The sequence below is a fragment of the Cryobacterium sp. N21 genome (assembly GCF_002929575.1).
Taxonomy (GTDB): domain Bacteria; phylum Actinomycetota; class Actinomycetes; order Actinomycetales; family Microbacteriaceae; genus Cryobacterium; species Cryobacterium flavum.
The window spans coordinates 44,785-71,613 of the sequence record NZ_PJJQ01000024.1 but is presented as its reverse complement, the minus strand read 5'-3'; the positions used below and the strand labels follow the sequence as shown (position 1 = coordinate 71,613).

The window sequence follows — 26,829 nt, the reverse complement described above, 5'->3', positions numbered from 1 at the left end:
CCGGGGTGTGAGCGGCCTGCAGTCGCCGCGGAGGCTGGGACGGGGCGGCCGCCGGAGTATTGCGATGACGAGGGCCATAACCGGGCCGCGGCCTGGCGTGCGCGCCGCCGCCTGAGCGCGGAGCCGGCGCCGGGCCTCGAGGATGAGAAGCGTCCGGTGGATGCTGCGAGGCAGCGTGCGAGTGAGATCCGGGGTCAGGTCGCGGGGATGGTCGAGCACCTCGGCGCCCAGCTGAATGCCCTGGTCGAGGAGCTCCGCACGGTCGCAGACCCCGACGCGGCCGAGGCACAGATCGAATCCGTCACGAGCGAGGCCGCCGAGCAGGTCGCGTCGGCGGCGGCCCGGGCGACCCGGGCGGAGCAGGCGCAGCGGAAGGCGGAAGCGGAGCGGGTCGAGGCCGACGCGGCCGCCGTCGAGGCCTCCGAGCTCGCCGAGCAGCAGCAGTCCGCCCTGGCCGAGACCCACGAACAGCTGACCGCACAGTCCTTGGCGCTGGAGCAGGCCAGCGTCGAACTGGTCGAGACCCGGAGTGCGGGGGAGGCCCGGGACCGGGCGGCGCAGGCGGAACTGGTCGAGCTCCGCGAGCAGCTGGCCAGCGCCCAAATGCGTCTGACCGAGACCGAGCAAGCCCGCGTCGACGCGAGCAGCCGTGCGGAAGCCGCGGTCGCGGCGCGGGCGGAAGCGGACGAGCGGGCCCGGGGCGCGGTCGCCCGCGCTGACGAGGAATCGGACCGGGCCAAGCGGGCCGAGGCCGACCTCGTCGTTGCCCGGGAGCAGGCGGACCAGCTCCGCACCGAGCGTGAAACGTTGCGCGAAGAGGTCAGTGACCTCCGGGGCACGGTGTCCACGGTGAGTGTGGAGCGGGACGCGGCCCGGGCAGACGCTGACCGGGAGCGGGTCCACGGGGATCAACGCGTCGCTGACCTCCGCACCAGCCAGGACCAGCAGTACGAGCAGCTCCGCACCGAACTAGCCGAAGCCCGCCAGGACGCCCGCGAACAGCGCACCCGCGCCGACACCGCCGAAGCCCGAACCACCCCGCCGGCCGGGAAGCCGGCTTCGAAGCGGTAAATCCCGCACCCCCGACCCGGTCCCAGAGCTCGCGCGAACCGCGGGTTGCCCTGGTGGGGGAGCGCGAGGGGACTCGCCCCTCGCCGCCGGCCGCGGGCCGGTGGTGCGCACCTGAGGTCGTGTCCGTGCATCCAGGTGGCCGCGCCGGTGAGGGAGTCGCACGGGGTTGCCCCGGCATCGGCTGGCCCGTTCGGGCCAGCCGATCGTCGCGGCTAGCTGTTGCGGAGCATGCTCACCACGGTGGAGAACGGGGACAGACTCTCCACGAGGGCGTCGACGGTCTCCGCGTCGGGCTTCTGCGCGAGTGCCTGCTGGATTCTGGCGAGCTGTGGGTCGGTGAGGCCGACGGTTTCGCCGTCTGCGGTGACGCTGACAGCGATGGCGGTGCCGAAGATGACCGTGGGGCGGCCGAGTCGGTGGGCGAGCACGGTCGCGGGCAGGTTCAGGGTGGACCCGTTGATGAGTCCTTCATCATCGACGAAGAGGTCGATCTCGTCCTCCAGGCCGACGACGTCGAACATCCGGCAGCCGATGGCCGCGGTGATGTCCGCCCCGATACTGGCCTCGTTCACGTCCAGGGTAGTGATGGTTTCGGTCGGGTTGATCTGGATGCTGCGGATGGTGGTGGTCATGATGTGGGTCCTCTCCCTCAAAACAACTTGTTTTTTGCCTGTCCGGCAAGAGAGATCGATTGAGAGCGGGAGGCCCGGAGTGCCCGGTTTCGGGGCGAAATAAGGGAGCTTGCGACCGCGTCCCGGTAACTGGGCACGCAGGGCCGGGAGCGAACTACGATCGGCTGCCGGAAAGGAAAAAAACGGGTTCAGAACGTGCCGCGCAGCGGCTCAAAAGAAAGTTCTTCCCGGCGTTGCCGGCCCCGCCAGGGGTTCTCACCCAGAAAGGGGTCAGCTCAGGAAACGGAATAAATAACACGCTAAGAGTTTCCGGGTCGGCGCAGGGGCGGAGTTTTCCTCTGACTGCGCCAGGTGGAGCAATTCCCCACCACAGGCCACAAGCGCGTTAAGGGGTGACCTGTGAATTCGTCGAATATCCGACGCTAAGGGCGTGCGGCCTGGGACGTCCGATAAGGATCGTTCGCACGGCAGTCCTAGCGCGCTGCACGTCACGCCAGGTGGAAGGAAGCTACCGAGACGGATTCTGAAGCTACGCGGCAGCGACTAGCGCAGAAATCGACCGTCTCAGGTGTCCTGGGGTCGCGCGCGGTACTTACGGACCGTGGAAATGCTGGAAACACCGTTTTAGAGGCGGGGGTTGAGCCGCACTGCAAGGCGCCGAGCATGACCGGGACTTGGCCCGCGCCCAGGGAACGTGCCGGCGAAGAACTCACCGCGTCGCAGTTGCTTCTCGCTGACGTGAACAGGCGCCACGCCCAGGCCAACGAACGCGATCAGGACAACACTGACGCCGACCGCACCAACGATTCGGAGAGCCAGCGTCAGGCCGAGCAGCTGCACCGCGAAGCTGAGGTGACCCGCGGCACGAGCGGCCTCGACTACGACAGCTCAGAACGCCGCCGACAGTTCGCCTCGAGCCTTGAAGGCAAGGCCGACCAGAAAACCATCCACGCCCGCCTTCTCGCGGACGGCGACCAGGCGAAGCACCCACGTGAAGCGGTCCGGTCACAGCCCGGGCGTGCACCAAAAGCCCGACGAGCTGGCACATCAACGGTGCAACAGCGTGAACGTGGTGGGCTCTCCCGAGGATCGCAGCGATAAGCGTGGATCTAACGGTCGGCCGGTGAGGGATTCCTGATTTCGTTTTGGTTCTGTTCCCAGGGTTCGGGCGTGGTTTAGTGAGGGTCGCGCTGTCCGGGGTATGCCACTGGTGGTCCTGGTTTCGGCGCAAGGGACGTCTTGCTAACCGAAGCGGCCAGGGCTGTGGGTTTGCCCGCGGCCCTGCGCACGACGCTGGTGCCGTGGCGTAAACCTTTGCCCGGTGCGATCCGGGCAAAACCACAGAGAAAGCTAGGACGCGAGCTGCTCACGCTTCGGGAGCTTCCATCCGGGACGCACATAGTGGCAGGTGTAGCCGTTTGGGAGCTTCTCGAGGTAGTCCTGGTGCTCCTCCTCGGCCTCCCAAAAGTCGCCAGCCGGGGTCACCTCGGTGACAACTTTGCCGGGCCAGAGGCCGGAGGCGTCGACATCGGCGATCGTGTCTTCCGCGACGCGCTTCTGTTCGTCATTCGTGTAGAAGATCGCCGATCGGTAGCTGTTGCCGACGTCGTTGCCCTGACGGTTCTTCGTCGACGGGTCATGGATTTGGAAGAAGAACTCCAGCACGTCACGGTAGGCGATCTGGTCGGGATCGAACACGATCTCGACCGATTCCGCATGGCCATTGTGGTGACGGTAGGTCGGGTTCGCCACCTCGCCGCCGGAATATCCGACTCGGCTCGAGATCACTCCTGGGCGCTTACGCAACAACTGCTGCGCTCCCCAAAAGCATCCGCCGGCCAAGATCGCTGTTTCTGTCGTTGTGGTCATCGTGCGGACTCCTTCGTAGTCATTGGGCTGCTCGAACCGCAAATTGCTTGCGGTCGGAGCGAGCCATGTCACGTAGAACAGGCCTCCACTGCCAAATGTTCCCTGCACCCACTGTGTCGACGGGAGCCGTTGCTGACGAAGGGTCTGTCCTTTAAAGGGTTGGGAGTAGTAATGGACCCAGATCGTACGATAAGGCCGACGTGTTTTTTTGCCTTCCGGCGAGAGAAATCGATAGCGACCGGAAGCGCCGTAGTGCAGGGTCGTGGAATACCACAGGGAGCGAAGCGACTGAGGATATGCCGCGAAAGCCCGAAACGAAGACGCGGCAGGAAGCTACGATGACCGGCCGGAATGGTCAAAAAAGCATCAGAAAACAGTGCCGCGCAGCGGCTCCGCTTGGGCAGGTCAGCAGGGCGGCCGCGCCGCCGTTCCATGCTGTGGCTGTGGTTGCTGGTGTTTAGGTGGGGGAGTGTGAGGGGGCCCGTCCCCTCACGGCTGGCCTGACCACGTCAGGGCAGGCCAGCCGTGAGTTGGTTAGTGGCGGCGGAGCATGGCGACGAGTCCGGGGAATGCACTCAGGCCGACAGCGAGCTGGTCGATGATGGTCGGGGCGGGCCGGGTGGCGATTCCGGCGGCGAGGCGGTGCACCTGGGCGTCGGTCAGGCTGATGCTCTCACCGGTGTTCGGGTCACAGCCCAGCGCAACGGCGTTACCAAAGAGCACGGCGGGCTTACCGAGCAAGTGGGCGATGATGGTCGCGCGCAGGTTCAGCCGTGACCCGTTGAGGGCTCCGTCATCGTCGACGAACAGGTCGATGTCTTCCTCGAGGCCGACGACGTCGAAGTTGTTGCACCCGACGCTCTCGTCCAGGGCCTCCACGATGCGGGCCGGGTCGATGAAGGTGGGTTCGAGCTCCTTGAGGAAGCCGATGCGGAGGGCGCGGAGCTGCGTGGTGTCGGTGGTCATGGTGAGTCTCCTGGTTAGGCATTGCTGTCGGCGTAGCGGGTAACAGTGCACGTTTCGTCGGGCTGGGTGTCGACGAGGCCTTCGCTTTGGCATCCGCTGCACGCGCACCCGTCGGCGTACCGGTCGCGCGGATAGGTGTTCTCGTAGTCGTACGTCATGGCATTTCTCTCTTTCTCCTGGGACAACTTGTTTTTTTGCCTTCCGGCGAGAGAAATCGATAGCGACCGAAGCGGTGAAGTGCCCAGAATTTCAGACGAAATAAGGGAGCCTGCGACCGCGTCTGAAAATCTGGGAACGCAGCCGCGCAGGAAGCTACGATGACCGGCCGGAATGGTCAAAAAAGCATCAGAAAAACAGTGCCGCGTAGCGGCTCCGCCCGTGCAGGACTGAGGGCGGCCGCGCCGCCGTTCCATGTTGTTGCTGTTGCTGTGGCTGTGGCTGGTGTTCTGGTGTTCTGGTGGGGAGCGCGAGGGGAGGCCCCTCGCCGGCCAGCCCGAAGGCTGGCCGGCCCGCGCGGCTAGAGCGCGGCGGCGTCGATCGCGTCGGTGATGATGTGTGCGCCGAATTCTTTGATCAGGCGGTGGCATCCGGCACTGGTGGGGGAGGTGACCGGGCCGGGGACGGCGCCGAGCGGACGGCCGAGCGTGGCGGCGTGGCCGGCGACGTTCAGCGATCCGGAGCGCCACCCTGCTTCGACGACGAGCGTCGCATTGCTACCGGCGGCGATCAGGCGGTTGCGCATCAGAAAACGCCATTTGGTGGGCGCTGCCCCACAGCCCATTTCTGAGGCGACGACACCGTCGGTGACGATTCGGGTCAGGAGGGCGTCGTGGCCGGTGGGGTAGAACCGGTCAACACCTCCGGCGAGGTACGCGACGGTCTGCCCGTCGCTGGCGAGAGCGGCGCGGTGTGCCATCCCGTCGATGCCATACGCGGCCCCCGACACGATGGTGTGCCCGCGCCCGACGAGCCCGCCGACAATGTCCATGCACACGTGCTCGCCGTATCCGGTCGCCGCCCGCGCGCCGACGACGGCGATGCTCGGCTGCGCGACCAGCAGGGCGGTGTTGCCCCGGGCCCAGAGGGCGTGCGGGTGCGCACCGAGGTCGGCGAATCCGGCGGGCCAGTGCGGATGCTCCGGCGTAATCAGAACCGCGCCAACCCTTGCCGCTGCGCTGAGGGCTGCCACGATGGCGCTGTCTACGACGCGGGGGAGCACCCGCTCACGCAGGCTTGTCAGGTCTACTCCGGGGGCAGTGTCTTCGCCCTGACACAGGAGAGTGAGTGCGTCGGCGGCTCCGACTGCTGCGATGAGTTCTCCGGCTTGGGTGTCTCCGGGTTCTCCCACGATCGTCCACATGGCGCGGGCGATCGCGTCGGGACTCAAGTTCTGGCCAGTCAGTGCTGCGGGCGGGGTGGTGAGGTGGCGGGTGATGGTGGATGTGATGGTCATGATCTTCTCTCTCCTGGGACAACTTGTTTTTTTGCCTTCCGGCGAGAGAAATCGATAGCGACCGGAAGCGCCGTAGTGCAGGGTCGTGGAATACCGCAGGGAGCGCAGCGCGTGAGGATATGCCGCGAAAGCCCGAAACGCAGGCGTGGGAGGGAGCTACGATGACCGGCCGGAATGGTCAAAAAGACATCAGAAGACAGCGCCGCACAGCGGCTCCGCTTGGGTAGAGGTGATGGCGGCCGCGCCGCCATTTCCGTTTGGGGGAACGGGTGCCCCGGCAGGCAATGCCGGCCAGGAGAGCGATGTGAGTCTGAGGTTCCGGCCTCCGTGCCGGTGACGGGGAAGCGCCCGGCGTGACAGTGGGGGACCGCCACGCCGGGCTACTCGTTACTCTATGGGCTGGCCCTCACTCTCCAACTCGTCGAAGTCCGAGGTGGGTGCCTCGTCGGCGGGTTCGACCTTGGATTCTGCGGTCTTCGCGTCTGCGACGATCTGCTCGACGTCGCTGAGGCCGTAGCCCCATGCGGCCAGCTGCTGGAAGTAGAGCGTTTTGCTCACGTCGGGGTAGCGCCACGTGCCCTTACTCGTGCTGTCTTCGATGCCTCCGAGGACCACGGCGAGGGTGACGTGCTGTGCCTTGACGGGGGAGTGCTCCACCAGTGCGGCGAGCTTGTCCCCGTCCCAGTACCCGCCGCGCTCGATACCCAAGAGCACATGGGCGAGGACACTGCCATTGGTGACGGCACTGCCAACGGCGGCGCGGTGAACGGTCAAGCCCAAGGCGATGACCGTGGCGGCGTCCTTCGGGAGCGTCTTCCGGCTCAAAAACTCGGCCAACCAGTCGCGGCGCACGACCTCGGCACTGGCCCACGCCTTGTTGTTGGCGATCAAGGTCTTACGCTCGGCCTTCTGCTCGTCGGTCATCGGGCCACTCGCAGCGCCACTGCCGCTGTCCTTACGAAATCCCGCTGCCTTGAAATCAGTCAGAAAATAGGACACGCTCGCCTCGTCGCCGGACATATACACGCGAACGAACGCGGTCCGGCCCGGGGCCTCGGTAATGTCCTCGGGTGTGACGCGTGCCCCGTCCGTCGTGACCAGTTCGCTGATGCGAACGGGCGCGCCTGTCTCGTAGTAGCCGGGTTCCCGGTCGACGACGTCGTACCCGCGTGTGATCAGGTCGGCGGTGGCCTCGGCCTTGATCGCGTCGCGGCGGCGTTCGTCGCGTGCGCGCTGCGTCGCGTGGGCGAACTGCTCCGGGGTGGTGGTGGCGACGTCGATCAGGTCGGTGATCGTCTCGTCGTCGCCCTCGAACTCAATCAGCGCCGCCGCCTGGTCGAGCGTGAGCGAGTGGCTGAGGATGGCCGAGGCCGCGGTGCTGTTCTCGGCTACGGCGATTCCGGCTTTGACGGTCGCGGGCTTACTGCCGGTGCGCTTGGCGATCACCGCCGGGGTCATGCCCTCGAAGGCGAGTTGTTGAAAGGCGGCGACCCGGTCGGCGTCGGTGACGGCCTCACGGTGGTCGTTCTCCACCATCTGCACCACGATGCGATCCACGGTCGTTTCATCGGCCTCGACGATATACGCCGGAATCGTGACCAGTCCGGCCTCACGGGCCGCGAGGGTGCGGCGCTGACCCGCGCGCACGACCACGGTACCTTGAGTGTCGCGGCGGGCGAGAATCGGCGTCAGGACACCGTTCTGCTTGATACTGGCGACGAATTCACGCGGCAAGTTCGCTTTGGTGCGCACGTTTGCCTCAACGACGATCAAGTTCGGGTCAATGTGTTCCAGGGTGCCCATCGGGGCTGCGGTGCGGGCGGTGGTGGTAGTCATTGGGTTCTCTCTCCATCAACTGATTTTTTTGCCTGTCTGGCAAGAGAATCGATTGAGAGCGGGAGCGCCGGAGTGCGCAGCTTGTCGGGAGAAATAAGGGAGCCTGCGACCGCGCCCGACACGCTGGGCACGCAGGCACGGGAGCGAACTACGATGACCGGCCAGACAGATAAAAAATGAATGAGACGGCCCGCGGAGCGGTCCATGGACCCGCAGGGTCTCCCCACCGGGGTTGCACCTGGCCTCACTATCGGTTCTTATTAGGTGACTTATTGCGTGCCGAACGACTGTCTCTTTGAGTGTCTGCTTGATACACTTATTGCATGACAAATCTGGCAATGCGCCCCCTGGGGCGATCGGTGCACAAGGCATCGGTGGAGTTGGCGTCGACGGCGATCGTGGCGCGCCTGCAGGAAGTTCTCGGACGCGACGTTGTGGCAATCATCACGGGTAAAACTCCCAGGCAGGTCTCCAGGTGGGTCGCAGGTGAAGCGAAGCCACCTGTGCAGGAGCAACGGCTGTTGCGTGACACATTCCAGGTTGTCGAACTCCTGGCGGAGGTCGACCCGGATGAGGTCGTGCGGGCCTGGTTCATCGGAATGAACCCGCAGCTAGAGGACGCGGCGCCAGCAGAGTTGATCGCCGAGGGCCGAGTCCGTGATGTGATGGCTGCCGCGCGCGCGTTCGTCAATGCCGGTTGAGCTTGCCCTGGTCTTCGCCCCCTCCCCGCTATGGCGGGTTGAGCGCACCGACCCGGCTCTTCGCTTCTCCCTACTCAACCCCGTCGATGTGATGAATGAGCGTGCCGGGAACCGGTTCGATATCCCCGGCGCTGGCGTTCTCTACGGTGCGACGAAAGCCGAGGGCGGCTACGCCGAGACGCTGGCCGGTTTCCGGCCACGCGCGTCAATGGTCACAGCGTTCTCCGAGCTGACGCCGGAACCAGACCGGGTACTCCCCGGGCAAGTGCCGATGGCCTGGTTCAACACACGACGGCTGCGGACCTTCGATGTGACGGGATCGCTACCTTTCGTCGACCTTGAGTCTCCAGCCACCCACGCCTACCTCACCAAGCAGGCCGCACCGGTTCTCCTGCACCAGGGGCTGGAAAACCTTGATGTCGCAGCCGTACGGGGTCCAAACCGGCTCTTGACGCGCGCGATCGCGAGCTGGCTCTATTCCCGTACCGACGAACATGGACGCCCGCTCTACGCGGGGATCCGCTACGTTTCCCGGCTTGGTGACTTCGAATGCTGGGCAATCTTTGACGGCACACCCGTTGAACTTCGCTCCTCAGTCCCGGTAGATCCAACGGATCCGGCGCTCAGGAATGTAATCGACCTCTTCGGCATAACGATCCCGTAGATTTCGACCACTTACGGTGAAACCGCACGCCATCAGATCGGCGATCGTCTCTGCGCCGCCTTGAACTCGATTCGCGCCAACCACTGTTCCAATACTGGTCAGACCCTAAGTTTTATGCGACGGAGAGCTGCCAACGGTTCTCCGGGTTGAGCACCCCTTCGTCGACATATTCGCGGGCCTGGTGGTGGTCGGCCCGGCCATTCGGTGAGCGCGGGTAACGGGGCCAGACACGCTCACCGGATGTGCTCGCCTCAAACAGTAGCCGGCTCGACACATGCGGCCGACGCGGCCGCTGCCTAGGGGTACTGGTCATCGTGGCGTATTCGGCCTGCCACCACGCCCACACCACACGCTCCGCCTCATACCGATCACGCCGGGCGTCGAGCATCCCCTCAACACCGAGAACTCGAGCCGCCAGGGTGCGCAAGTCCCGGAGGGATCGAGCCCAGCCCTCCGAGTGTTTGATGATGAGTCGGTGTCGGCGGAGTCGACTCAGGATCGTGGCCGTGTGACGGGAGGACACCCCCAGGAGCCGGGCAGCAGAGTCAATCGTCAAGGCGACGTGCTCGCGGAGGAGTGTATAGATCCTTCCAGCGAGGTGGCCCAGTCCCTTACGCGTGAAGAGATCGTGGAGCTGGTCGGTCAGTTGGTGCTCGATCGTACGCACCAGTTCGGCCCTTAACGTGAAGAGTTCGAGAGGGGGGCGGGGGTTATTAAATGGTTGTGACCGGACTGCGTCAGGGGCTGTGGAAAACTTGCCGGTTAGCTCCCATTCGGCGGCATTTCCACCGTCGCCATTGCGCACCTGCTGGATGAATCCGGCGTCGGTGAGAGCGTGGAGGGCGCTAGCTGCGGTCGTCCGGCCCAGGCCCGACATCAGGGCCAGGTCGCGGATAGAGGCCGCGACAGCGTGCTTGCCGGTCTGCAAGGTGAGGTAGGCCAGAGCGATCAGGATGGTGCGCTGGGAGATGGCCGATTCGGTGCGTCCCCACCGGCCAGCATTGACTCGGAGGCGCATCAGGAGGTCGTCGACGTCGGTGACGATCGCGCCCAGCTCGGTGAGGTCTTGTGGTTCCTGTGCGGCGGGAAGCGGGCGCTGGAGCGCCGCGTACTGCTGCGCCTTGGCCCACTGACGGGACAGCCGATCGTGGGCCTCGCCCGCGCTACGGGGCCGACGCGTGCCGCGCCCCGTGTTCTTCGTGCGGAAATGCTCCATACCGGGGGCCGTCTTGGCAGTGTGCTCGACGTCACCGAGCGTCCATCCGGCGCTGGCCGCCGTCAACAGGCACATGAAACCCGTCCACGACGGGTTGCTCCCACCATTGATGGTGGCCATGTGGCCTTCCCCCGTCTTGCTGAGGTCCCGGTGGGTGTGGTGCGAGCCATCGACCGGGCCAGAGGGCCGCGTATCGACGTGCCGGAGAGCCGGTTTACGCTCTCCGAGCACCGAGGCAAGCCGTTCCAGTTCTCCAGGCGTCGTTGTAAGCGCCGCGAGTGCGTCCACGCGACCACGGAGCACGGTTGAGGTGCTGCCGTCGCGGTGCGGAGCTCCGGGCGGACGCGCAGCGCCCTCGGCCGGGTTCAGCAGCATGCCATGGTCGAGGGTGTCGTAGGTCGCGTGGGCCTCTCTCGCGACAGCGGCAACGATCGCAGAGGAGGCCCCACCAGCTACGCCGATCCAGACGTGTCGGCCGCCGCCCGCCGACGACTGGCAGACCACGTGGACGATCGAGAGTTCATCGAGAACACCGGAGAGGGCGTCACAGTCGTCGACGGCATTCTCCACAGCGTCGGGAGTCTTCGCGTCAAAGTCGAAGCAGAGCAACCGGAACTGGTGCGCGGTATCGGCCAGACGGATGCACCAGGGCGTCGTGGGTGCGTCCGGCCCGACCCGGTACAAACGAGGGTATTGGTTGATGTGCAACTGGCCGTCGGCCTCGCGCACCATGACGCGAACCTGGTCGCGCGGGGTGATGCGGCGCGTCAAATCCCAGGCAGTCCAACGGTCGGAAGACACGCCCAACGAAGTTTCATCAACGGAAACACCGTCAAAACGGTATACATCGGTTAGTATGGGGTCATCTCCTTCGATTCATCTTCGATTGGGTACACAAAAGCCCCGGCGTGAGAACCGGATCTTTTGATTAGCTCTAACCTCGTCGCCGCCAAGCAGAGAAGGTTTGAGCTACGAAACTTGGATAAGCCCGTCGCGTAAGCGGCGGGCTCTTTCGTTTAAGCCGCTGGGATATGCAACTCCTCCTGACGAGGGGGGAAAAGGTCAAGCACGGGAAGCTGACCTTCGGCCTCAAGCGTCATGCGCAATAGAGCCTCGAGGTACATCCCGGACGAGACGCCGCTCGCGGTAGCCGCGGCGTTGACCTCTTCACGGATTGCGGAGTTCACTCGCGCCTGAAACAGCACGGTGGGGGTATTCTCCGGGCGTCTGGCCCGGCCCTTGATTGCGCTCATGCCTTTGATCATGGCAGCGAAGTGAATGCATTCGGGAAAGACACGCCGCCGAGTTGCCCAAGTCGGTGCGTTGCCCCAGTTCGCGTCCGAGCGCCTTGCTGAGTTCAGTGACGCGTTCGGGCGCAACGCAGTAGCGCTCCCATTGGCCGCTCCTGACCTGTTGGCGCGGCGGAGCGGGATGGATGAGGTCGGCGGCCTTGAGCTAGGCGCGGCGTGTCGGACGTTATTCATCGTCGACACGCTGGTTGCTGGTTTCGCGGAGTCGTTGGCGTAACTGTGTCTTGTGAATGATCCAGCGATTTCCGACGTGATATGCGGGGATTTCGCTTGTTTGTAGCCATCGGTAGATGGTGGGCTTGGTCTTGTCGAAGAGGACCATGAGGTCGCGGTAGCTCAGTTCGTCACCGTAGGCGGCCAGCACGTCGACGACGGCCGTGGGGCCGGCAGGCGCCTGGTTGCTGGTGGAGTCAAGCCACGCACGAATTTCAGCTTTGAAGATGATCCAGGAACCGACGACTTGGTGCGCGGGGATGATGCCACTGTGGAGTCGGGCGAACACGGCGGGTTTTCCGACGTGGAGAATTTTGGCCACGTCGGCGGTAGTTAAGGTCTCTGGGTAGGTGTCCCAGTATTCATCGTCCATCAGGGGCGGTGTCTTTCATGTGAAAATCCGGTTCGGATATGCGGCAAACGGTCACCGGGGCGGGCCGTGCTGGGTCGGAGATAGCAGCATTGTTATCCACACCACTCATGGCATTATTCCAGCAGGTCACCCCCACTTTCATGCCCGGAAGCCTGCGCGTCTGATTCGGGGTCATAAATACTGCCTCTGACACGACCCTGCTGGGCACAATTCCATGCCGAACAGGGTGAAGTATTCCTCCGGATTCACAAACCCCGCCACCGCCGACGGACCACCGAGATCCTCACCTGCCGTGAGAGTGTTCACGGCGTCATTGGTACTGCCCGCTGTGTTGATGCGCAGGTCGAGGTGGCATCCGGTGGAGGGGCCCTCGTTGCCGACGAGCGCGATCGGCTGGCCGGTGGTGACGGCGTCTCCGACTTTTACGGACACGTCGGACAGTTTCATGTGGAGGTAGGAGACGGTGTAGCCGTCCGCTGATTTGATCGAGACTTGGTAGCCGGCAATGAGAGTGACGGTTCCTTCGGTGATCGCGTAGATCTGGTCACCGCACGGGTTCGGGTAATGCTGCAGATCAGAGGCGGGGTGCCAACTGCTCGCCCCCGCGACCGGGCTCTCCCTCGGTCCGTAGTCGCCGGTCATGTTGAAGCCGGCGCTTAGCGGCAGAGCAACGGTGCCACTGGCGCAGCCACCACCGGCACTGTCGCCAGCGAGAGCGGTCACGATCTGGTCTGCTGCGCCGAAGAAGCTTTCGTAGTGGAACGGGTCGGCGTTGCCCTGCACCTGATGAATGGCGAGGGTGGGCGCAAGGCTCTGCCAGTCGGCGACGCTGACGAGGCGTTCAAAGAATGCCGTCGCGGCATGGGTGGGGTCTATCACGTCTTCGCGGGTTCCCCATGTTCCCAGGTTCCATTGCTGCTGGAATAAGCCCAGTGAGCTGGTGGGGGAGCCGTCCGGGTTGGTGACGCCAGTCAGATCGTCACCGTAGCCAACGTTTACGAGTGAGCTTTCCCCCATAGCGGTCATCACCCCGAGAACTTGGGCAGTGCGGTCCAGTGTGAGAGCACTGGCTGCGTTCATGATGTACGCGGCGTTTGTCAGCTGCTCGCCGGAGTACCCGGCGACGGGATCGGCGGGTACCGTGTTGGGGTTCACCGTGCCGGCCGCTTCGGTGCAGGCAGCGCTGGCGGCCGTGCCGGAGAACACGAGGATGATCAGCAGGAACACCGTCGCGACCAGCGCGGCGGGCACCCCAATGAGGATCAGCGCGCCTGTCCCTTTTTCGTTGGACATCGTTATCCCTGCGCGGGTCGGATTCGGTCGGCGAGCCAGGGCGCGGACGCGCCGGGGCGGCTCAGGCTGACGGTGTACAGGCCCGCGTCCGTGGGAACCTGAACGATCAATGCGACCTCGGTGGAGCCGTCCAGAACGGTCCCAGCACCGGTGACCTGGTGCTGGGGGACCTGCGCCGGATCCGTTCCTTCATAGGCCGCCGCGCCCGTCTGGGTCAGGAGCGGGTACATGTTGTTCATCCACGTCGTGGCCTCGAGTGTGGGCTGCCCAAACGTCGTCACGACCTTCTCCGCTGCGGTGATCGCAGCAGCCCGGCTGTCCGTTCCCGCTTCCGGCACGGGCAGCACGCTCGCGTCATCGGTCGGCGCGTCCGGCACCGCGGTTCCGGACGGCGTCGACGGTGCGCTGGTGGAGCTCGTTGCCGGGGCCATGGTCGGCGACGCCGTGGCGCCGACGCATCCCGTCAGAGCGAGGGCAGCAGTGAGGTACACCACGGCGACCAGGGCGCGTGTCACAGCCCGTCCGCGACCGCTGCGGTGACCTGCAACCATGCTTCACGCGTCGCCGGGGCCAGAGCGTCGTAGCTGAGCGTTCCCCCGTCGACCAGTGCGGGGTCGTGGGGCACGTCGAGCACCGTGCGAGTCAGGGACGCAAAGTGGCCATGCAACCGGCGGTTCAGCTGCGCATCGGCGACCTTGGAGGGGGAGGCGAGAACGGTGACAGCGTTACGCACCTTCTCTTCGTGGCCCTTTTCATACAGTCCGTCCACAAGCCACGCGGCGCTGGCGGCGGTGTCCTCACGGATTGTGGAGACGATGACGAGCTGGTCGGCCGCGTCGAGGGCAGCTTCCCAGTTGGAGGCGCGCATGTTGTTGCCCGTGTCAACGACGATGACGCGGTAGAACCGGCTCAGGGTGGTGTGCAACTCGTTGAACGCCTGACCGTTGATCGTCGAGGATGCCGCGGCGTCTTCGTCGGAAGCGAGCACGTCGAACTGGGTGGAGCCCTGTGAACGAACATAGTTGTCGAGGTCCCCGACCCGGGCGCTGCGCAGGTCGTTGAAGCGTTCAAGATCGCGGAGCAGGTCAACGGCTGTGTTGCTGTGGCGGGCGGGCTGGGCCCGCCATCCCAGCGTCCCCCGGGTTTCGTTGTTGTCCCACGCCAGCGTGTACCCGCCACGGTAGGTGCCAAATGTCGCCGCCAGCAGCAACGTCGCAGTGGTCTTATGCGCGCCACCCTTGGGGTTGATGACGACGACCGTTCGGGGCCCGCGCAGGCTTTGCTGGACCCGATCAATCGCGCTCCGATGCGTGAGCTCGGCTACGCCCGGACCAACCGAGACGAGGCCGCCCGTCAGCCGGCGGACCGTGCCCTGCCACCCCATCTCGGCCGGCCCGACTAGGGCAGCTGGCTGAGATTGTAGAAAGTCCTTGAGCGTCAAACGGGCAGCTGGATCCTCGGGGCGCTCAAGGTGTTCAGGATGGTCTGGGCTCTGAGCGCTGTGGACGTTCGGGTCCGCGACCCGGCTGACGGGGTCCACCGGAGCGGGAACGGGCGCGCCTGCCGTTGCTGCAGTAGCACGGTCGGAGAGCGCTTCTACGTGGCCGTCGGGGTAGACGGCGAGCAGTTGTTCCCCCAGCCGGTCCCGGGTATTCAACCGAACGGGGCGACCCATGTCGGTAGCCGTCACCGTGACGAGGGTGAGAATTTCCGCCCGCACCGCCTGTTCATCGGCGCCGACCACCGACTGCATCACTCCGTTGATCGCGACGGTTCCCGTCGCATCGGCTGCAACGGTGGCCTCAATCCTGGGGAATGTGGGAACGGTCTCGATCATGACGTGGGGCCTCTCTTGGCGTCCTCTGAACTGAGTGCGGAGTCGTCGTTGTGATGCCCGATCAGGTACGCGCGTAGCTGAACGCGGGCAATCCGCCAGCTCTTGCCGATCTTCACCCCGGGCAACCGGATGGCCGCATCACCACTGGTGAGCAAACACCGAACGTTACGCGGCTCCAACCCCAGCACAGACGAGACGTCAGCCACGCTCAACATGTCGCCGTAGCGGCGCAACATCGAGTCGGGCCACATCATCAGCGCTGGTGTCTCGTCCACCCTCCGAGCGTAACCGAAACATAAGGCAGATGAGTGCATAAACGTATAATTACGCATCAGATAGGTAATATGAATACAAGACGCCGAGAACCCCCGTCGCGGGGTAGAACACGAGTCTATGTGAGTGACACGAATGAGCATGAACCAGGACAAAGGGGGAGTGGCATGAATACGAGCGCAAATCGGTGGCTCATCGGCCCTAACCCGTCTAACGAGCTCGACACCTCCGCGCCCGTTCCCACACGACGGGACGAGCGTCACGGTGCGACCGCGCCGCAACTCGGCATCCCCGTTCCCAACGCAATTGACCGGCTGCCGCGCCGGGGCGCCGCATGGCCGGCAACGATCTGGTGGCTTGGCGTCCACGGCGGCGCCGGAGAGTCAACCCTCGCCGCCCTCACAGCCGGCACGCGGCCCTGCGAACACGCCTGGCCCATTCCCACCACCGCCGGCACAACGCATCGCGTCGTCCTGGTGGCGCGGACAAACTACGCCGGCCTCCTCACCGCGCAACACGCCGCCACAGAGTGGGCAGCGAACACGTTAGGCGACGCAATACAACTCGCCGGCCTCGCCCTTATCGCCGACGCCCCCGGACGTCGACCCAAGCAGCTGCGTCACCTCGAGCACATCATCGCCGGCGGCGTACCCCGGGTGTGGAACCTTCCCTGGGTCAATGCCTGGCGTCTTGGACCCCCAGACACTATCGCTTCGCTGCCCAAAGAATTCCGTGAACTCTTCACCGACCTCGCCCTCACGCCGACAGGTGCCCCCACCCATAACTGAAAGGTCTCAATGTCCCTCTCCCTCGCAGCCGCCCACGCGCTCACCACAATTGGTCAGGTCCTCACCGACCTGCCCGACCCGGATCCGCTCGCCCCACCCGGATTCGGAGCCGTGACCACGCTCGTTGCCTGGGCCAAATGGGTTGGTTTGATCGCCGCGATCCTGGCACTGATCGCTGTCGCCGTGATGTTCATGTTTAATGCACGACGCGGCGAGGGCGGAGAACACGTCAAAACGCTCGTCAGCATCCTGGTCGGCGTCATGATCATCGGCGCAGCAACCGCACTCGTCGGATTCATCTCCGGCTCCTAACACCCGCATTTACCGCGCGAAGGAGCAACGCATGACGAACACCGAACACCGAAGCCCATTCTCACGACCGGGATTCATCGCCGCCGCAACCGTCGTCGGGATCATCGTCCTCGCCTCGATCATCGTCCTCGTAACATCACTGAACCACGACACGGGCGACAACACCACACCACCGAACGACCCAACGTCAACGACCCCCAGCGGCGACGCCGCCGACAAAAGCGTCTGTGGACTCGATGGTTTCGAGAAAACGAACACCCTGACTCAAGCGCCCGAAAACGACTGGGAGCTTGTGGGAACTGTCGCGGCTCCGATTGAGCCGGAGGGGGCCGGCCCCGCTGAAATCATCGATGGGCTCCGCACCTGTTACGCGCACACCGCCGAAGGCGCTCTCTTCTTGGCAGTGAATTTTGCGGCTATGGGTACGGACGCTTCCCTGCGCGATCGGCTCCCGCAGCTGGTCGCACCCGGTCCCGGGAGAGACGCCCTAATTGCCGCGGGCTCAGAATCATCGGGTTCAACGCTTCGTGCACAAGTAGCGGGCTACAAGATCGGCAGCTACTCGACAAAAGAGACGACCGTCGATCTGGCTGTCAATTACTCGAGCGGCGAGTTGGTGAGTTTGCCGCTCAAACTCGTCTGGGCGGAAGGCGACTGGAAGATACAGATGACTGACGCTGGCGTGCTTCCCTTATCTCCAGCACCCATCGCTAACCTCGGCGGATACACCCCGTGGTCGGGAGCGTGAACCATATGGCGGCTGAGGAAGGCTGTGCCCTGGTCGATATTTTCTGTATAGGTGGTGACGCAATCGGGAACGTCGTATCGCAGGCGTCGAATGATGCCGTTCAAGAGTTGGCGAACCGTGTTCTGGAGGGGTTCGGGAAAGCTCTGGCGAGTATCGGGACGATGTGGGTTGCTGTACCAACACCGGTCCTCACTGCCGGTGACGGCACGACTAAGACGCTAACCGCGCCTCCGGGGTCAGATTCCTTCACCACCATTCTTGGATACATGACCTTCGTCGGGCTCACGCTTGCGGTGTTGTCGATGATCGCTCTGGGCGCGACCATCGCTCTTCGGAGCCGTCGCGGTGAGGGTTTCCGCCATGTGGGCACCCTCGGGGTCATTTTCATAGCGATCTTGCTCATCTCGGGTGCGTCCGCTCTCATCGGTGGGCTCTTGGGTGCGAATGCGCCCGAGGGATCGTCGACGACCGTCGGATTCTTGCAGAACTCGCTTTGGTACTACGTCGGTGGCCTCGCGATCCTCTCCGTGATCATCGGCGGGATTCGAATGGCGTGGGAACAGCGTGCACAGCCGGGCAAGGATCTCATCCAGTCACTGATTACCCTCATTGTGGTTTCGGGGACTGGCCTTGCAATCATCACCCTCGCTACGACTGCTGCCGATGCGTTCTCGATCTGGATCCTCAATGGAGCGACGGACTGTGATGTGTCCGTGGCCGGAGGGTCCAATTGTTTTGGAACGAACGTCGCCGCCATGGTGGCAGTCACGGCCAGCTCACCGATCGGGCTTATCGGGGTCCTCATTCTGGGCTCGATCGCTCTTCTGATGACCTACGTCCAGGTTGCGCTGATGGTCGTTCGTGGCGGGCTGCTGGTCATCCTGGCCGGTGTGTTGCCGCTGACAGCGAGCTTCACGAACACGCAGATGGGTAAGCAGTGGTTCGGGAAGGTGGTCGGGTGGACGATCGCCTTCATTCTCTACAAGCCTGCCGCCGCTCTCATCTATGCAGCGGCGTTCAGCCTCACCGGTACGGACGCTTTCCAGGATGACGGCGGAGGTATTTGGACGATTCTGACCGGACTGGCGCTGATGCTCATGGCCCTCATCGCCTTGCCCGCTCTACTCAAATTTGTCGCACCGATGACGGGTGCTGTCGCCGGCGGTGGCACTGCGGGCCTGGCACTGGCCGGCGCAGCTGGGGCGATCGGCGGCGATCTGGCCAGCGGTGCAATCAAACGGATGAGTAGCTCGTCGTCGACCCCCGCAGGCGGTGGTGGCGGCAGCGATGCTCCGACCGGTTCAGGTACGCCCGGCGGTGGCAAGCCATCGGCTCCCACCCCGACACCCTCTGGTGCCGGGGACAACCCGGCATCTGCCGCAGTAGCAGGAGCAGCAAGCGGCGGTGGCGCCGCAGCTGGTGGCGCCGCGGCTGGGGGAGGTGCCGCGGCCGGTGGGGCTGCCGCTGCTGCTGGGCCTGCTGCACCGATTGTGATGGGCGCACAGATGGCGGGCGCCGCCGCCAAGGGCGCAGCCGATGCCGCGAAGAGTGCCGTGCAGTCGGCGGCCGATGACTCAACCGGACCGAGCAAGTCCTAAGTAGGAGGTTCTTGATGACAACGCATAGCGCACCGCGCAGCTACGGCAACTGGACGAAACCAAAGACCGCTGGCCTTCTGGGCTTGGGATCAATCGGCACGACGATTTTGTTCGTTGGGGCCGGTTTCAGCGTCATCGTGACGATGGCCTCAAACATTCTGAACGGCGTCGTCACGGCGCTCGTGTTCGGGGTGTTCCTTCTGACGGTCGCAGTCACAGACAAGCACGGTCAAAGCCTGCTGATGCGAGCCACCACACGGGTTGGGTGGATGGTGACCAAAACCACAGGGACGCATATCTACCGGTCCGGGCCGCTCGGCCGCGCCGAGTGGGGCACAGCTCAACTGCCCGGCCTGGCCGCGGGGTCCAGATTGACGGAGTGGCACGATAGCTACAACCGCCCGTTCGCACTGTTGCAGATCCCCACCACGTCGGACTACACCGTCGTCATCGCGACCGAGCCCGACGGCGCAGCGCTCGTCGACCGCGAACAGGTCGACGTGTGGGTTGCCGAGTGGGGCATGTGGCTCGCCAGCCTCGGCGACGAACCCGGCATCGAAGCCGTCTCCGTAACGATTGAAACGGCTCCCGACACAGGGACGCGGCTACGCCGCGAAGTGAACAGTCGCATTGATCCAGCCGCCCCGGAATTTGCCACGAGCATCCTCCACGACCTGGTGAAGCAATACCCCGCCGGTTCCGCGACAATCAAGGCCTACGTCGCCATCACCTTCAACGCGGCTGCCCGCGTCGGAGGAAAAAAGCGCACCCCCGATGAAATGGGCCGCGAGCTGGCCTCACGCCTCCCCGGTCTCACTCAAAGCTTGTCATCGACCGGCGCCGGGGCAACACGCCCTTTGAACGCCCAAGAACTCTGCGAAGTCATCCGCGTCGCCTACGACCCGGCTGCAGCACGACTCATCGACGACGCGAACGCGGCCGGTGAGCCGCCTGAGCTCTACTGGCCGGAGGTCGGCCCCACAGCCCATCAGGCGAACTGGGACACCTACCGGCACGATTCGGCCCTGTCGGTGACGTGGATGATGAGTGGTGCCCCCCGCGGCAACGTCCCCTCGAGCATTTTGGCTCGCCTGTTGGCGCCGCACCGAGACGTCGCGCGGAAGCGTGTCACGCTGCTCTATCGGCCGATTGATGCGGCCAAGGCCGCGGCGATCGTCGAGGCAGACGTGCGCGCTTCGACGTTCAATGTGCAGTCCGCAAACAAGCCCACAGCACGAAGCCTGACTACGACACGGGCCGCTCTCGCCACGGCGCAGGAGGAAGCGTCTGGCGCTGGCCTGGTCAATTTCGCGATGCTCGTCACCGCCACGGTGATCGACGCCGCCCACGAGGCCGATGCGAAGGCCGCGATCGATAACCTCTCCGCTACCGCACGGCTGCGGCTGCGCATCGTGCACGGTTCTCAGGATTCCGCGTTCGCGGCCGCACTTCCACTCGGCCTGGTCCTGCCGAAACATTTGCGGATTCCGTCTGAGGTTAGAGAGCAGCTGTAATGCCCGCCATTGATTCCACCCGGCGCAAGGTCTCGAAGCCGCGCGAGCTGGCCACGGCGAAGCAGACGAAGGCAGGCAAGGAAAAGAAACCCCAGGTCCGTCGACCCGGTCCTCGCGGCTGGCCCGGCCGTGGTCGCGGTGAAGCCAGCGTCATCCAGCCGGCAGATGAGTGGCGCGGAACGACCGTGCAAGTGTGCGGCATGCACCCCTTCTCGGTCGGCACAGGAACCCCGATGGTCGGCGTACCGATCGGCCTGCAGCTCTTCACCGGCGCGACCGTGTGCGCCGACCCCATTTCCTGGTTCCAGGACGCCGGCCTCATCTCGAACCCCTCCGTGTTCGTGCTCGGCCTGCCGGGCCTGGGCAAGTCAACGCTCATCCGAAGGATGGCCGCCGGCGGCGCGGGATTTGGGAACCTGCCGCTGGTTTTGGGCGATCTGAAGCCCGACTATGTCGACATGATTCGCGCTCTCGGCGGGCAAGTCATCACCCTCGGCCGTGGCCGCGGGCACCTGAACATCCTCGATCCCGGCGAAGCAACCGCGGCCGCCGAACGGCTACGCCTCGCCGGCAAAGAGAAGGAGCGTCAAATGGTGCTCGCCGACGCTCACGGCCGCCGGCAAACGATGGTGTCGGCCCTGTTGACGATCCTCCGCAAAGACCCGCCGTCCGCTCGCGAAGAAGCCATCATCGACCGTGCCCTCACCGTGCTCGACGAACGCAATGGGGGAGTCCCGGTGCTCGGCGACTTACTGCGCGTGATTCAGGAAGCACCCGCAGAAGTGCGCGCGGTAGCCCTGGACCGTGGCGACCTTGAACGATACAAGAAGATCACGGAGGAACTGGAAGCCTCACTCATCAGCCTCACCTCGGGTGGACGTTTGGGCGAGACATTCGCCCACCCGACCGACGTTCCCATGATGAGGGATCGCCCTGTTGTCTACGACGTGTCCTCGATCGATGACTCCGACACCGACATGCAAGCCGCAATCCTGCTCGCCTGCTGGTCGGCCGGCTTTGGCGCCGTGAACATCGCCAACGCCCTCGCCGACGCCGGTCTCGAGCCACGCCGCCACTACCTCGTCGTCCTCGACGAGCTCTGGCGGGCGCTGCGCGCGGGAGCGGGCATGGTCGACCGGGTCGACGCCCTCACCCGGTTGAACCGTCAACGCGGCGTGGGCCTCGCCATGATTTCGCACACGATGAGCGACCTCCTCTCCCTGCCGAACGAGTCCGACCGGATGAAAGCACGCGGATTCGTCGAACGCTCCGGCATGGTCATCGCCGGCGGCCTACCGGGCGCGGAAATGCCCATGCTCACCAGCGCCGTCCCACTCTCGCGCGCCGAACAAGAACTCCTCACGTCCTGGCAAGATCCCGGCACCTGGGATACCGGGCTCGGGCGCGAATCCGACCCTCCCGGCCGAGGCAAATTCCTCATCAAAGTCGGCGGCCATCCAGGCATCCCCGTCAAGGTCGAACTCATCGAATCCGAACGCGCCATCAACGACACCAACAAGCTCTGGCATCCCGCTGCGTCGTTCCCCGAACCCGACGAGTCGAACCCGACTATTGGACGGGGCGACGCCGACGACGTCGGGCATGAGGTCGACGGAGAAGCCGACAGTACTACGACCGAAGAGGACAGTGCAGCGTGAGCGCATCGAACAGGCGAAACCAGAACGGCCTCGACGGGCAGACGATCATGCTGATCGTCTGCCTCGCGCTCGTGGCCGTAGTCCTGGGCACGGTGTGGGTGGCCGTGACGTGGGGCTCACACCTGGACGGGGTCAACCCCGACCTGACCGGCGACCCGTTCGGGCTGTTTTTCGGCGTGCTGGGAGGCTCCGTGACCTGGCCAGTGTCCGGGACGTGGATTCTCGCGGCCACGCTCGGCGTGGTGCTCGTCTTGGGCATCCTCGTCGCCGTGGCGGTGTCACGTGCCCGGCGTCGCCGAAGCAACGTCGATGGAGCGGCGACCTACATGGGCAAGGGGCGCGATCTTCGCGCGCTGTCGGCTACGGGCGCGAAGGCGACCGCGCAGCGTCTCGGCGTCACCGACTGGCTCGGCGTCCCCATCGGCATCACCGTTGCGGGAAGGCAGAAGCTCTACGGCTCCGCCGAAGATATGCACGTCGACATTTGGGGCCCCCGCACCGGAAAATCCACCAGCCGTGCAATCCCGGCGATCTTGTCCGCTCCAGGCGCCGTCCTCACCACGTCGAACAAGCGAGACGTTCTCGACGCCACGCGTGATGTGCGAGCCGCCGGCGGTGGCCGCGTGTGGGCGTTCGACCCGCAACGCATCGCTCTCGAGGAACCAACCTGGTGGTGGAACCCCCTCAGCTACGTCACCGATGATGTGAAGGCCGCGAAGCTGGCCGAGCACTTCGCTACCGGTTCTCGTGCCGGCGACGCGCGCGCCGACCCGTATTTCGACAACGCCGGCCAAGACCTCTTGGCTGGCTTCCTCTTGGCCGCCGCCGTAGCTGGTCTACCCATCACCAAGGTCTTCACCTGGACCACAACGCCCGGCGATGAGGCTCCGGTCGATATTCTGCGCGCTCACGGATACGACCAGATGGCCGACGCCGTCGACGGCCAAGTGAACGGCGAACCGCGACGCCGCGACAGCGTCTATGGGACGGCCGCGCAAATGGCATCATGCCTGAAGGTCCGTGCGATCGGGCAATGGGTGACGCCCTTGGGCGGCAACATGACCGGGGATTCCCGGCCACAGTTCGACCCCCACGCCTTCGTACGCAGCCGTGACACCCTCTACAGCCTCTCCAAAGAAGGCAAAGGAACCGCCGGACCCCTCGTCACCGCTCTCACCGCCGCCACCGTCGAAGCCGCAGAAGAACTCGCCACAACCCAGCCCGGCGGGCGCCTGGCCGTACCGTTGCTCGGTGTTCTCGACGAAGCAGCGAACGTGTGCCGCTGGCACGGCCTCCCCGACCTGTACTCACACTACGGCTCACGCGGAATCGTCCTCATGACCATCCTGCAGTCCTGGTCACAAGGCGTCGAAGTATGGGGCAGAGACGGAATGCGCAAACTCTGGTCAGCCTCCAACATCGCCGTCTACGGCGGCGGCGTCAAAGAACCAGAATTCCTGAACGAACTCTCCCAGATGGTCGGCGACTACGACAAACACACCACCTCCACCAGTGTCGGCCGAGGAAACCGATCAACATCCCACCAAATGCAGCGCGAACGCACCCTGGACGTTGCGGACCTCGGAGCTCTGCCCCGCGGCCGCGCCGTCGTATTCGCCTCCGGCGCACCCGCAACACTGATCGAAACAGTGCCCTGGATGCGCAGCTCACAGGCTGACGCCGTCCGCGCGTCCATCGCCGCACACGACCCGTCACGCCGCACAGCGCCGGTCAACGAGTTTCCGGTGCTGGCAGCACCGGCTGGCGACACGCAAGCCTGGTTGAACGCAGTTCCACGACAGGAGGATGACCTGTGAGCGAGTTCGACGCACTCCGCGACGACGACGACACGGAAGCTTCAGAGGAGGACGTGCCGCAGCTGTTCTACGGTTCGTCGGACGAGTTCATGCGTGACCGACTCCGGCACATGTATTCCCGCCGCGTCGGCCCCGGCAACGCCAGCTTCCGCTGGGCGGCAAAATGGTGGAACTACCCCGAAGCGCTCGCCCGCATCGACGCCCTCTGGCGCGCCTGGGAACACCTCAGACTCGACGGCGCCACCGGATCAAGCACCTGGTGGATCGAACACGCCGACCACCACATGCCCATCCTGATGAGTACAGAAGGACCCTTCGCAAAGTCAGAGGACACGAACAAACCTGGCGAACCGCTGCCCTACACGGAACCACCGGAAGGGCTCTTCCCCGATATGCGGGAGAACTAAGCCAGCACACAGAGATCAGGCAGTCCCACTGGATCATGCTCCGTCCAAGGGGTGGCTGGTGAATTCGTCGGATATTTCATTTTCACAAGCCACCCCAACACGCCGACGACATCGGTGCGGCGTTTGATCTCTCTATTGGCTCGTTCCTTCGTTCGTCGTGTAGATGCCGCGACGCAAATAGGGTGAACCGGTTCAAAATTCGCTAGGATCGTCTCGTCTCCGTCAGACGGCCGCGACGGGCTCCGAAGGGGGACTGTCAACCAAGGGCGACGTGCAGGTTGTCTGGACCTAAAATCGAAGGAGAAATATGATTCCGGCGGTCGGAGCCGATCCAAGCGACTCGACGAAGAACTCCGATGTCCGCCGCCCCGTCGGAGTGCGGGACGTCGCGCAGAGGTCCCAAGTCTCGCTCGGAACCGTCTCGAACGTAATCAACACGCCAGACAGTGTTCGACCGCACACGCGGGCGCGCGTAGAAAAGGCGATGCGCGAACTAGGCTTCGTCGGCTCGCGCGCCGCTGGCCAGCTCCGCAGTAAGAAGAGCGGCCTCGTCGGGGTCGTTCTGCCGGACGTCGGGAACCCCTACTGGGCGGACGTTCTGCGCGGCGTCGAGTCCGTGCTCGAGGATCAGGACCTCACCCTCGTCGTCGGATCGACCCACCAAGACCCGGCGCGACAAAAACGGCTACTCAGAGCGTTCGCACAACAAGGTGTTGATGGATTGCTCGTTGCCCCCATCGATAAACTCCGCAGCTGGGAGCCGTTCGCTGACCGCCGGCTCGGGGTCGTCGCCCTGGAAAGTGGCGCTGAGCTCGACATTGGAAGCAGCATCAGCCTCGACAACGTGGGTGGAGCGCGTCAAGCTATTACGCACCTTCTCGAGCTGGGGCATCGTTCGATCGCGTTCGTTAACGGGCCTCGAAGCGTTCCCTGGTGCGTCGAGCGGCGCGAAGGCGTGCTCGCCGGCATCCGGGCGGACGGCTTGAAGGCGAGCGAGGTGCTGATCGAAGTCGAAGTGGCTGACCTGACATCGGCGAACGGACTGATCGCGACAGACGATCTGTGGGGCAGGCACCAGCCGACGGCCATCATGTGCGCGAATGACCTCGTCGCGCTCGGCTCTCTGCTCTCGCTGCAACGCCACGGACTGAGAGTCCCGGAGGACGTGTCGTTGATCGGATATGACGATGTCGAGTTCGTCGAAGCGCTGCGCCCGCCGCTGACTACAGTCCGGCAGCCCTCCTTCGAGGTCGGAGTGATCGCCGGCCAGATGCTCCTAAGTGGCGCTGCCCGCGACGGTAGCGAGCGGGAACTCTTGACGCCGTCGCTCATAGTGCGCCAGTCGACCGGGCCGGCACCTTCGCGCTGACGGGCTTGACAAACCAATACGGCAAAGCGCAGAATCGAACCGGTTCAAAAATGAACCGGTTCATTGCGATTGACGACACTGTTACTGCACTGGAGGATTTCATGACAAGGACGTCGATTACTCGTCGCGAGTATGACGAATGGGTGAGGGAGGCTGCCGCCCTCGGCAAGGCGCTTCGCTACCCGATCACCGACGAGATGGTCAACGACTCAGCCGGCATCGTTTTCGGTGACGACCAGTACGACGCTTTCCAGAACGGCCTATGGTCTCGTGAACCGTACGAGGCAATGATCATCTTTGAATCGCTCAACGAGCCGGCCGTCGATGGTCTGCCGGCCGGCGCGGCACCCTATGCGGAGTACTCGGGCCTGTGCGACAAGCTGATGATTGTCCACCCGGGGAAGTTCTGCCCGCCTCATCACCACGGGCGGAAGACCGAGAGCTATGAGGTTGTCCTTGGCGAGATGGAGGTCTTCTACAGTCCGACCCCGTCCTTGGAGTCCGGCGTCGAGGTACTGAATTTCTCCGGCATGCCCGCCGGTGACGCGTGGCCGGAGGGTGTCGCATTGCCGACGGGTCGGGAGAATTCGTACGAGAAGCTGACCAGTTACGTGCGGCTACGCGCCGGTGATCCGAAGTTCGTCATGCACCGCAAGCACCTGCACGCTTTCCGCTGCCCCGCCGATTCGGACGTTCCCCTGGTCGTCCGAGAGGTCTCGACCTACAGCCACGAGCCCACCGAGGCCGCCGCGGGCAACCAGGCGCCGCTCCCGAGCTGGGCAGGCATGCACGACAACGACTTCGTCTCGGAGGTTGCCAACACCGGGCGGCTTCGGACGGCCATCAGCTAATTTCACTTTCCCTCAGCCCCATCCAGCACAACCATCACACAAGTTACATCACACAAGTCA

At 64.5% G+C, this 26,829-nt stretch carries 27 protein-coding genes; 14 read left to right on the top strand and 13 right to left on the bottom strand.

Annotated features, from left to right (window positions below; all coding sequences use genetic code 11):
• Window positions 1–156: 156 nt before the first annotated feature.
• Entirely contained in the window at window positions 157–1,071 is a 915-nt protein-coding gene (locus tag CXY77_RS02575; protein WP_199181858.1) for a hypothetical protein, read from the top strand.
• Window positions 1,072–1,283: 212 nt separating this feature from the next.
• Here CXY77_RS02575 and CXY77_RS02570 read toward each other — a convergent pair whose 3' ends face one another.
• Window positions 1,284–1,703 (bottom strand): DUF3846 domain-containing protein, encoded by a 420-nt coding sequence (locus tag CXY77_RS02570; protein ID WP_104129583.1) that lies wholly within the window; start codon window positions 1,701–1,703, stop codon window positions 1,284–1,286.
• A gap of 663 nt (window positions 1,704–2,366) precedes the next feature.
• Between CXY77_RS02570 and CXY77_RS02565 the strand changes: the two genes are divergently transcribed.
• Complete coding sequence (locus tag CXY77_RS02565; RefSeq protein ID WP_104129582.1) at window positions 2,367–2,804, top strand: hypothetical protein; 438 nt, start codon at window positions 2,367–2,369, stop codon at window positions 2,802–2,804.
• A 249-nt stretch (window positions 2,805–3,053) separates the two neighbouring features.
• Here CXY77_RS02565 and msrA read toward each other — a convergent pair whose 3' ends face one another.
• The 5 genes from msrA to CXY77_RS02545 all read right to left on the bottom strand — a co-directional run bounded on the left by msrA (window position 3,054) and on the right by CXY77_RS02545 (window position 7,827).
• Window positions 3,054–3,572 (bottom strand): peptide-methionine (S)-S-oxide reductase MsrA, encoded by a 519-nt coding sequence (msrA, locus tag CXY77_RS02560; RefSeq protein ID WP_104129609.1) that lies wholly within the window; start codon window positions 3,570–3,572, stop codon window positions 3,054–3,056.
• A 534-nt stretch (window positions 3,573–4,106) separates the two neighbouring features.
• Window positions 4,107–4,538 carry a DUF3846 domain-containing protein gene (locus tag CXY77_RS02555; protein ID WP_158252754.1) on the bottom strand — a complete coding sequence of 144 codons (432 nt, stop codon included), beginning with the start codon at window positions 4,536–4,538 and terminating at the stop codon, window positions 4,107–4,109.
• A 14-nt stretch (window positions 4,539–4,552) separates the two neighbouring features.
• Window positions 4,553–4,696, bottom strand: coding sequence for a hypothetical protein (locus CXY77_RS20055; RefSeq protein WP_158252753.1), 144 nt, complete (start codon window positions 4,694–4,696; stop codon window positions 4,553–4,555).
• A gap of 359 nt (window positions 4,697–5,055) precedes the next feature.
• Window positions 5,056–5,991, bottom strand: coding sequence for a DNA-processing protein DprA (gene dprA / locus CXY77_RS02550; protein ID WP_104129580.1), 936 nt, complete (start codon window positions 5,989–5,991; stop codon window positions 5,056–5,058).
• A 387-nt stretch (window positions 5,992–6,378) separates the two neighbouring features.
• Entirely contained in the window at window positions 6,379–7,827 is a 1,449-nt protein-coding gene (locus CXY77_RS02545; RefSeq protein WP_104129579.1) for a ParB/RepB/Spo0J family partition protein, read from the bottom strand.
• A gap of 323 nt (window positions 7,828–8,150) precedes the next feature.
• Between CXY77_RS02545 and CXY77_RS02540 the strand changes: the two genes are divergently transcribed.
• Entirely contained in the window at window positions 8,151–8,528 is a 378-nt protein-coding gene (locus tag CXY77_RS02540; RefSeq protein WP_140425454.1) for a hypothetical protein, read from the top strand.
• Complete coding sequence (locus tag CXY77_RS02535; protein ID WP_104129577.1) at window positions 8,518–9,192, top strand: RES family NAD+ phosphorylase; 675 nt, start codon at window positions 8,518–8,520, stop codon at window positions 9,190–9,192. The genes CXY77_RS02540 and CXY77_RS02535 overlap by 11 nt, the downstream gene beginning before the upstream one ends.
• A 112-nt stretch (window positions 9,193–9,304) precedes the next feature.
• On the opposite strand, the gene CXY77_RS02530 is transcribed toward CXY77_RS02535, so the two are convergent.
• The 7 genes from CXY77_RS02530 to CXY77_RS19825 form a co-directional block, all read right to left on the bottom strand.
• Entirely contained in the window at window positions 9,305–11,209 is a 1,905-nt protein-coding gene (locus tag CXY77_RS02530) for a hypothetical protein (RefSeq protein ID WP_233197182.1), read from the bottom strand.
• 215 nt (window positions 11,210–11,424) lie between these two features.
• Entirely contained in the window at window positions 11,425–11,661 is a 237-nt protein-coding gene (locus CXY77_RS02525; protein WP_140425453.1) for a toxin-antitoxin system HicB family antitoxin, read from the bottom strand.
• 223 nt (window positions 11,662–11,884) lie between these two features.
• Window positions 11,885–12,304, bottom strand: coding sequence for a helix-turn-helix domain-containing protein (locus CXY77_RS02520; protein WP_104129574.1), 420 nt, complete (start codon window positions 12,302–12,304; stop codon window positions 11,885–11,887).
• 171 nt (window positions 12,305–12,475) lie between these two features.
• Window positions 12,476–13,597 carry a M23 family metallopeptidase gene (locus CXY77_RS02515; protein ID WP_104129573.1) on the bottom strand — a complete coding sequence of 374 codons (1,122 nt, stop codon included), beginning with the start codon at window positions 13,595–13,597 and terminating at the stop codon, window positions 12,476–12,478.
• A 2-nt stretch (window positions 13,598–13,599) separates the two neighbouring features.
• Window positions 13,600–14,112, bottom strand: a complete 513-nt coding sequence (locus CXY77_RS02510) for a hypothetical protein (protein WP_104129572.1) — start codon at window positions 14,110–14,112, stop codon at window positions 13,600–13,602.
• Window positions 14,109–15,434 (bottom strand): cobalamin biosynthesis protein CobQ, encoded by a 1,326-nt coding sequence (locus CXY77_RS02505; protein WP_104129571.1) that lies wholly within the window; start codon window positions 15,432–15,434, stop codon window positions 14,109–14,111. Before CXY77_RS02505 ends, CXY77_RS02510 begins: the two co-directional genes overlap by 4 nt.
• A complete protein-coding gene (locus tag CXY77_RS19825) occupies window positions 15,431–15,709 on the bottom strand; it encodes a helix-turn-helix domain-containing protein (RefSeq protein ID WP_158252752.1) in 279 nt (92 codons plus the stop codon). Before CXY77_RS19825 ends, CXY77_RS02505 begins: the two co-directional genes overlap by 4 nt.
• A 165-nt stretch (window positions 15,710–15,874) precedes the next feature.
• Here CXY77_RS19825 and CXY77_RS02495 point away from each other — a divergent pair, with 165 nt between their 5' ends.
• The 10 genes from CXY77_RS02495 to CXY77_RS02450 all read left to right on the top strand — a co-directional run bounded on the left by CXY77_RS02495 (window position 15,875) and on the right by CXY77_RS02450 (window position 26,769).
• Window positions 15,875–16,495 (top strand): DUF6668 family protein, encoded by a 621-nt coding sequence (locus CXY77_RS02495; RefSeq protein WP_199181856.1) that lies wholly within the window; start codon window positions 15,875–15,877, stop codon window positions 16,493–16,495.
• Between the two features lie 9 nt (window positions 16,496–16,504).
• A complete protein-coding gene (locus tag CXY77_RS02490; RefSeq protein WP_092341916.1) occupies window positions 16,505–16,807 on the top strand; it encodes a hypothetical protein in 303 nt (100 codons plus the stop codon).
• A gap of 31 nt (window positions 16,808–16,838) precedes the next feature.
• Window positions 16,839–17,555, top strand: a complete 717-nt coding sequence (locus tag CXY77_RS02485) for a hypothetical protein (protein WP_104129569.1) — start codon at window positions 16,839–16,841, stop codon at window positions 17,553–17,555.
• A gap of 266 nt (window positions 17,556–17,821) precedes the next feature.
• Window positions 17,822–19,153, top strand: coding sequence for a hypothetical protein (locus tag CXY77_RS20050; protein ID WP_104129568.1), 1,332 nt, complete (start codon window positions 17,822–17,824; stop codon window positions 19,151–19,153).
• Between the two features lie 14 nt (window positions 19,154–19,167).
• Complete coding sequence (locus CXY77_RS02475; RefSeq protein ID WP_199181854.1) at window positions 19,168–20,667, top strand: SCO6880 family protein; 1,500 nt, start codon at window positions 19,168–19,170, stop codon at window positions 20,665–20,667.
• A complete protein-coding gene (locus CXY77_RS02470) occupies window positions 20,667–22,325 on the top strand; it encodes an ATP/GTP-binding protein (RefSeq protein ID WP_233197181.1) in 1,659 nt (552 codons plus the stop codon). The genes CXY77_RS02475 and CXY77_RS02470 overlap by 1 nt, the downstream gene beginning before the upstream one ends.
• The gene (locus CXY77_RS02465) at window positions 22,322–24,142 is read left to right on the top strand and encodes a type IV secretory system conjugative DNA transfer family protein (RefSeq protein ID WP_233197180.1); all 1,821 of its coding nucleotides are present in this window, start codon (window positions 22,322–22,324) and stop codon (window positions 24,140–24,142) included. The genes CXY77_RS02470 and CXY77_RS02465 overlap by 4 nt, the downstream gene beginning before the upstream one ends.
• The gene (locus CXY77_RS02460) at window positions 24,139–24,549 is read left to right on the top strand and encodes a DUF4913 domain-containing protein (RefSeq protein WP_233197179.1); all 411 of its coding nucleotides are present in this window, start codon (window positions 24,139–24,141) and stop codon (window positions 24,547–24,549) included. Before CXY77_RS02465 ends, CXY77_RS02460 begins: the two co-directional genes overlap by 4 nt.
• Window positions 24,550–24,856: 307 nt before the next feature.
• A complete protein-coding gene (locus tag CXY77_RS02455) occupies window positions 24,857–25,918 on the top strand; it encodes a LacI family DNA-binding transcriptional regulator (protein WP_104129567.1) in 1,062 nt (353 codons plus the stop codon).
• 50 nt (window positions 25,919–25,968) lie between these two features.
• Window positions 25,969–26,769, top strand: coding sequence for a hypothetical protein (locus CXY77_RS02450; protein ID WP_104129566.1), 801 nt, complete (start codon window positions 25,969–25,971; stop codon window positions 26,767–26,769).
• The last annotated feature ends 60 nt before the right edge of the window (window positions 26,770–26,829 follow it).

Coding starts and splice junctions, on each gene's coding strand:
- CXY77_RS02570 (WP_104129583.1), bottom strand. CDS start 1,703: ATGACCACCACCATCCGCAGCATCCAGATCAACCCGACCGAAACCATC.
- CXY77_RS02565 (WP_104129582.1), top strand. CDS start 2,367: ATGACCGGGACTTGGCCCGCGCCCAGGGAACGTGCCGGCGAAGAACTC.
- msrA (WP_104129609.1), bottom strand. CDS start 3,572: ATGACCACAACGACAGAAACAGCGATCTTGGCCGGCGGATGCTTTTGG.
- CXY77_RS02555 (WP_158252754.1), bottom strand. CDS start 4,538: ATGACCACCGACACCACGCAGCTCCGCGCCCTCCGCATCGGCTTCCTC.
- CXY77_RS20055 (WP_158252753.1), bottom strand. CDS start 4,696: ATGACGTACGACTACGAGAACACCTATCCGCGCGACCGGTACGCCGAC.
- dprA (WP_104129580.1), bottom strand. CDS start 5,991: ATGACCATCACATCCACCATCACCCGCCACCTCACCACCCCGCCCGCA.
- CXY77_RS02545 (WP_104129579.1), bottom strand. CDS start 7,827: ATGACTACCACCACCGCCCGCACCGCAGCCCCGATGGGCACCCTGGAA.
- CXY77_RS02540 (WP_140425454.1), top strand. CDS start 8,151: ATGACAAATCTGGCAATGCGCCCCCTGGGGCGATCGGTGCACAAGGCA.
- CXY77_RS02535 (WP_104129577.1), top strand. CDS start 8,518: ATGCCGGTTGAGCTTGCCCTGGTCTTCGCCCCCTCCCCGCTATGGCGG.
- CXY77_RS02525 (WP_140425453.1), bottom strand. CDS start 11,661: ATGAGCGCAATCAAGGGCCGGGCCAGACGCCCGGAGAATACCCCCACC.
- CXY77_RS02520 (WP_104129574.1), bottom strand. CDS start 12,304: ATGGACGATGAATACTGGGACACCTACCCAGAGACCTTAACTACCGCC.
- CXY77_RS02515 (WP_104129573.1), bottom strand. CDS start 13,597: ATGTCCAACGAAAAAGGGACAGGCGCGCTGATCCTCATTGGGGTGCCC.
- CXY77_RS02505 (WP_104129571.1), bottom strand. CDS start 15,434: ATGATCGAGACCGTTCCCACATTCCCCAGGATTGAGGCCACCGTTGCA.
- CXY77_RS02495 (WP_199181856.1), top strand. CDS start 15,875: ATGAATACGAGCGCAAATCGGTGGCTCATCGGCCCTAACCCGTCTAAC.
- CXY77_RS02490 (WP_092341916.1), top strand. CDS start 16,505: ATGTCCCTCTCCCTCGCAGCCGCCCACGCGCTCACCACAATTGGTCAG.
- CXY77_RS02485 (WP_104129569.1), top strand. CDS start 16,839: ATGACGAACACCGAACACCGAAGCCCATTCTCACGACCGGGATTCATC.
- CXY77_RS20050 (WP_104129568.1), top strand. CDS start 17,822: ATGACCTTCGTCGGGCTCACGCTTGCGGTGTTGTCGATGATCGCTCTG.
- CXY77_RS02475 (WP_199181854.1), top strand. CDS start 19,168: ATGACAACGCATAGCGCACCGCGCAGCTACGGCAACTGGACGAAACCA.
- CXY77_RS02470 (WP_233197181.1), top strand. CDS start 20,667: ATGCCCGCCATTGATTCCACCCGGCGCAAGGTCTCGAAGCCGCGCGAG.
- CXY77_RS02455 (WP_104129567.1), top strand. CDS start 24,857: ATGATTCCGGCGGTCGGAGCCGATCCAAGCGACTCGACGAAGAACTCC.
- CXY77_RS02450 (WP_104129566.1), top strand. CDS start 25,969: ATGAACCGGTTCATTGCGATTGACGACACTGTTACTGCACTGGAGGAT.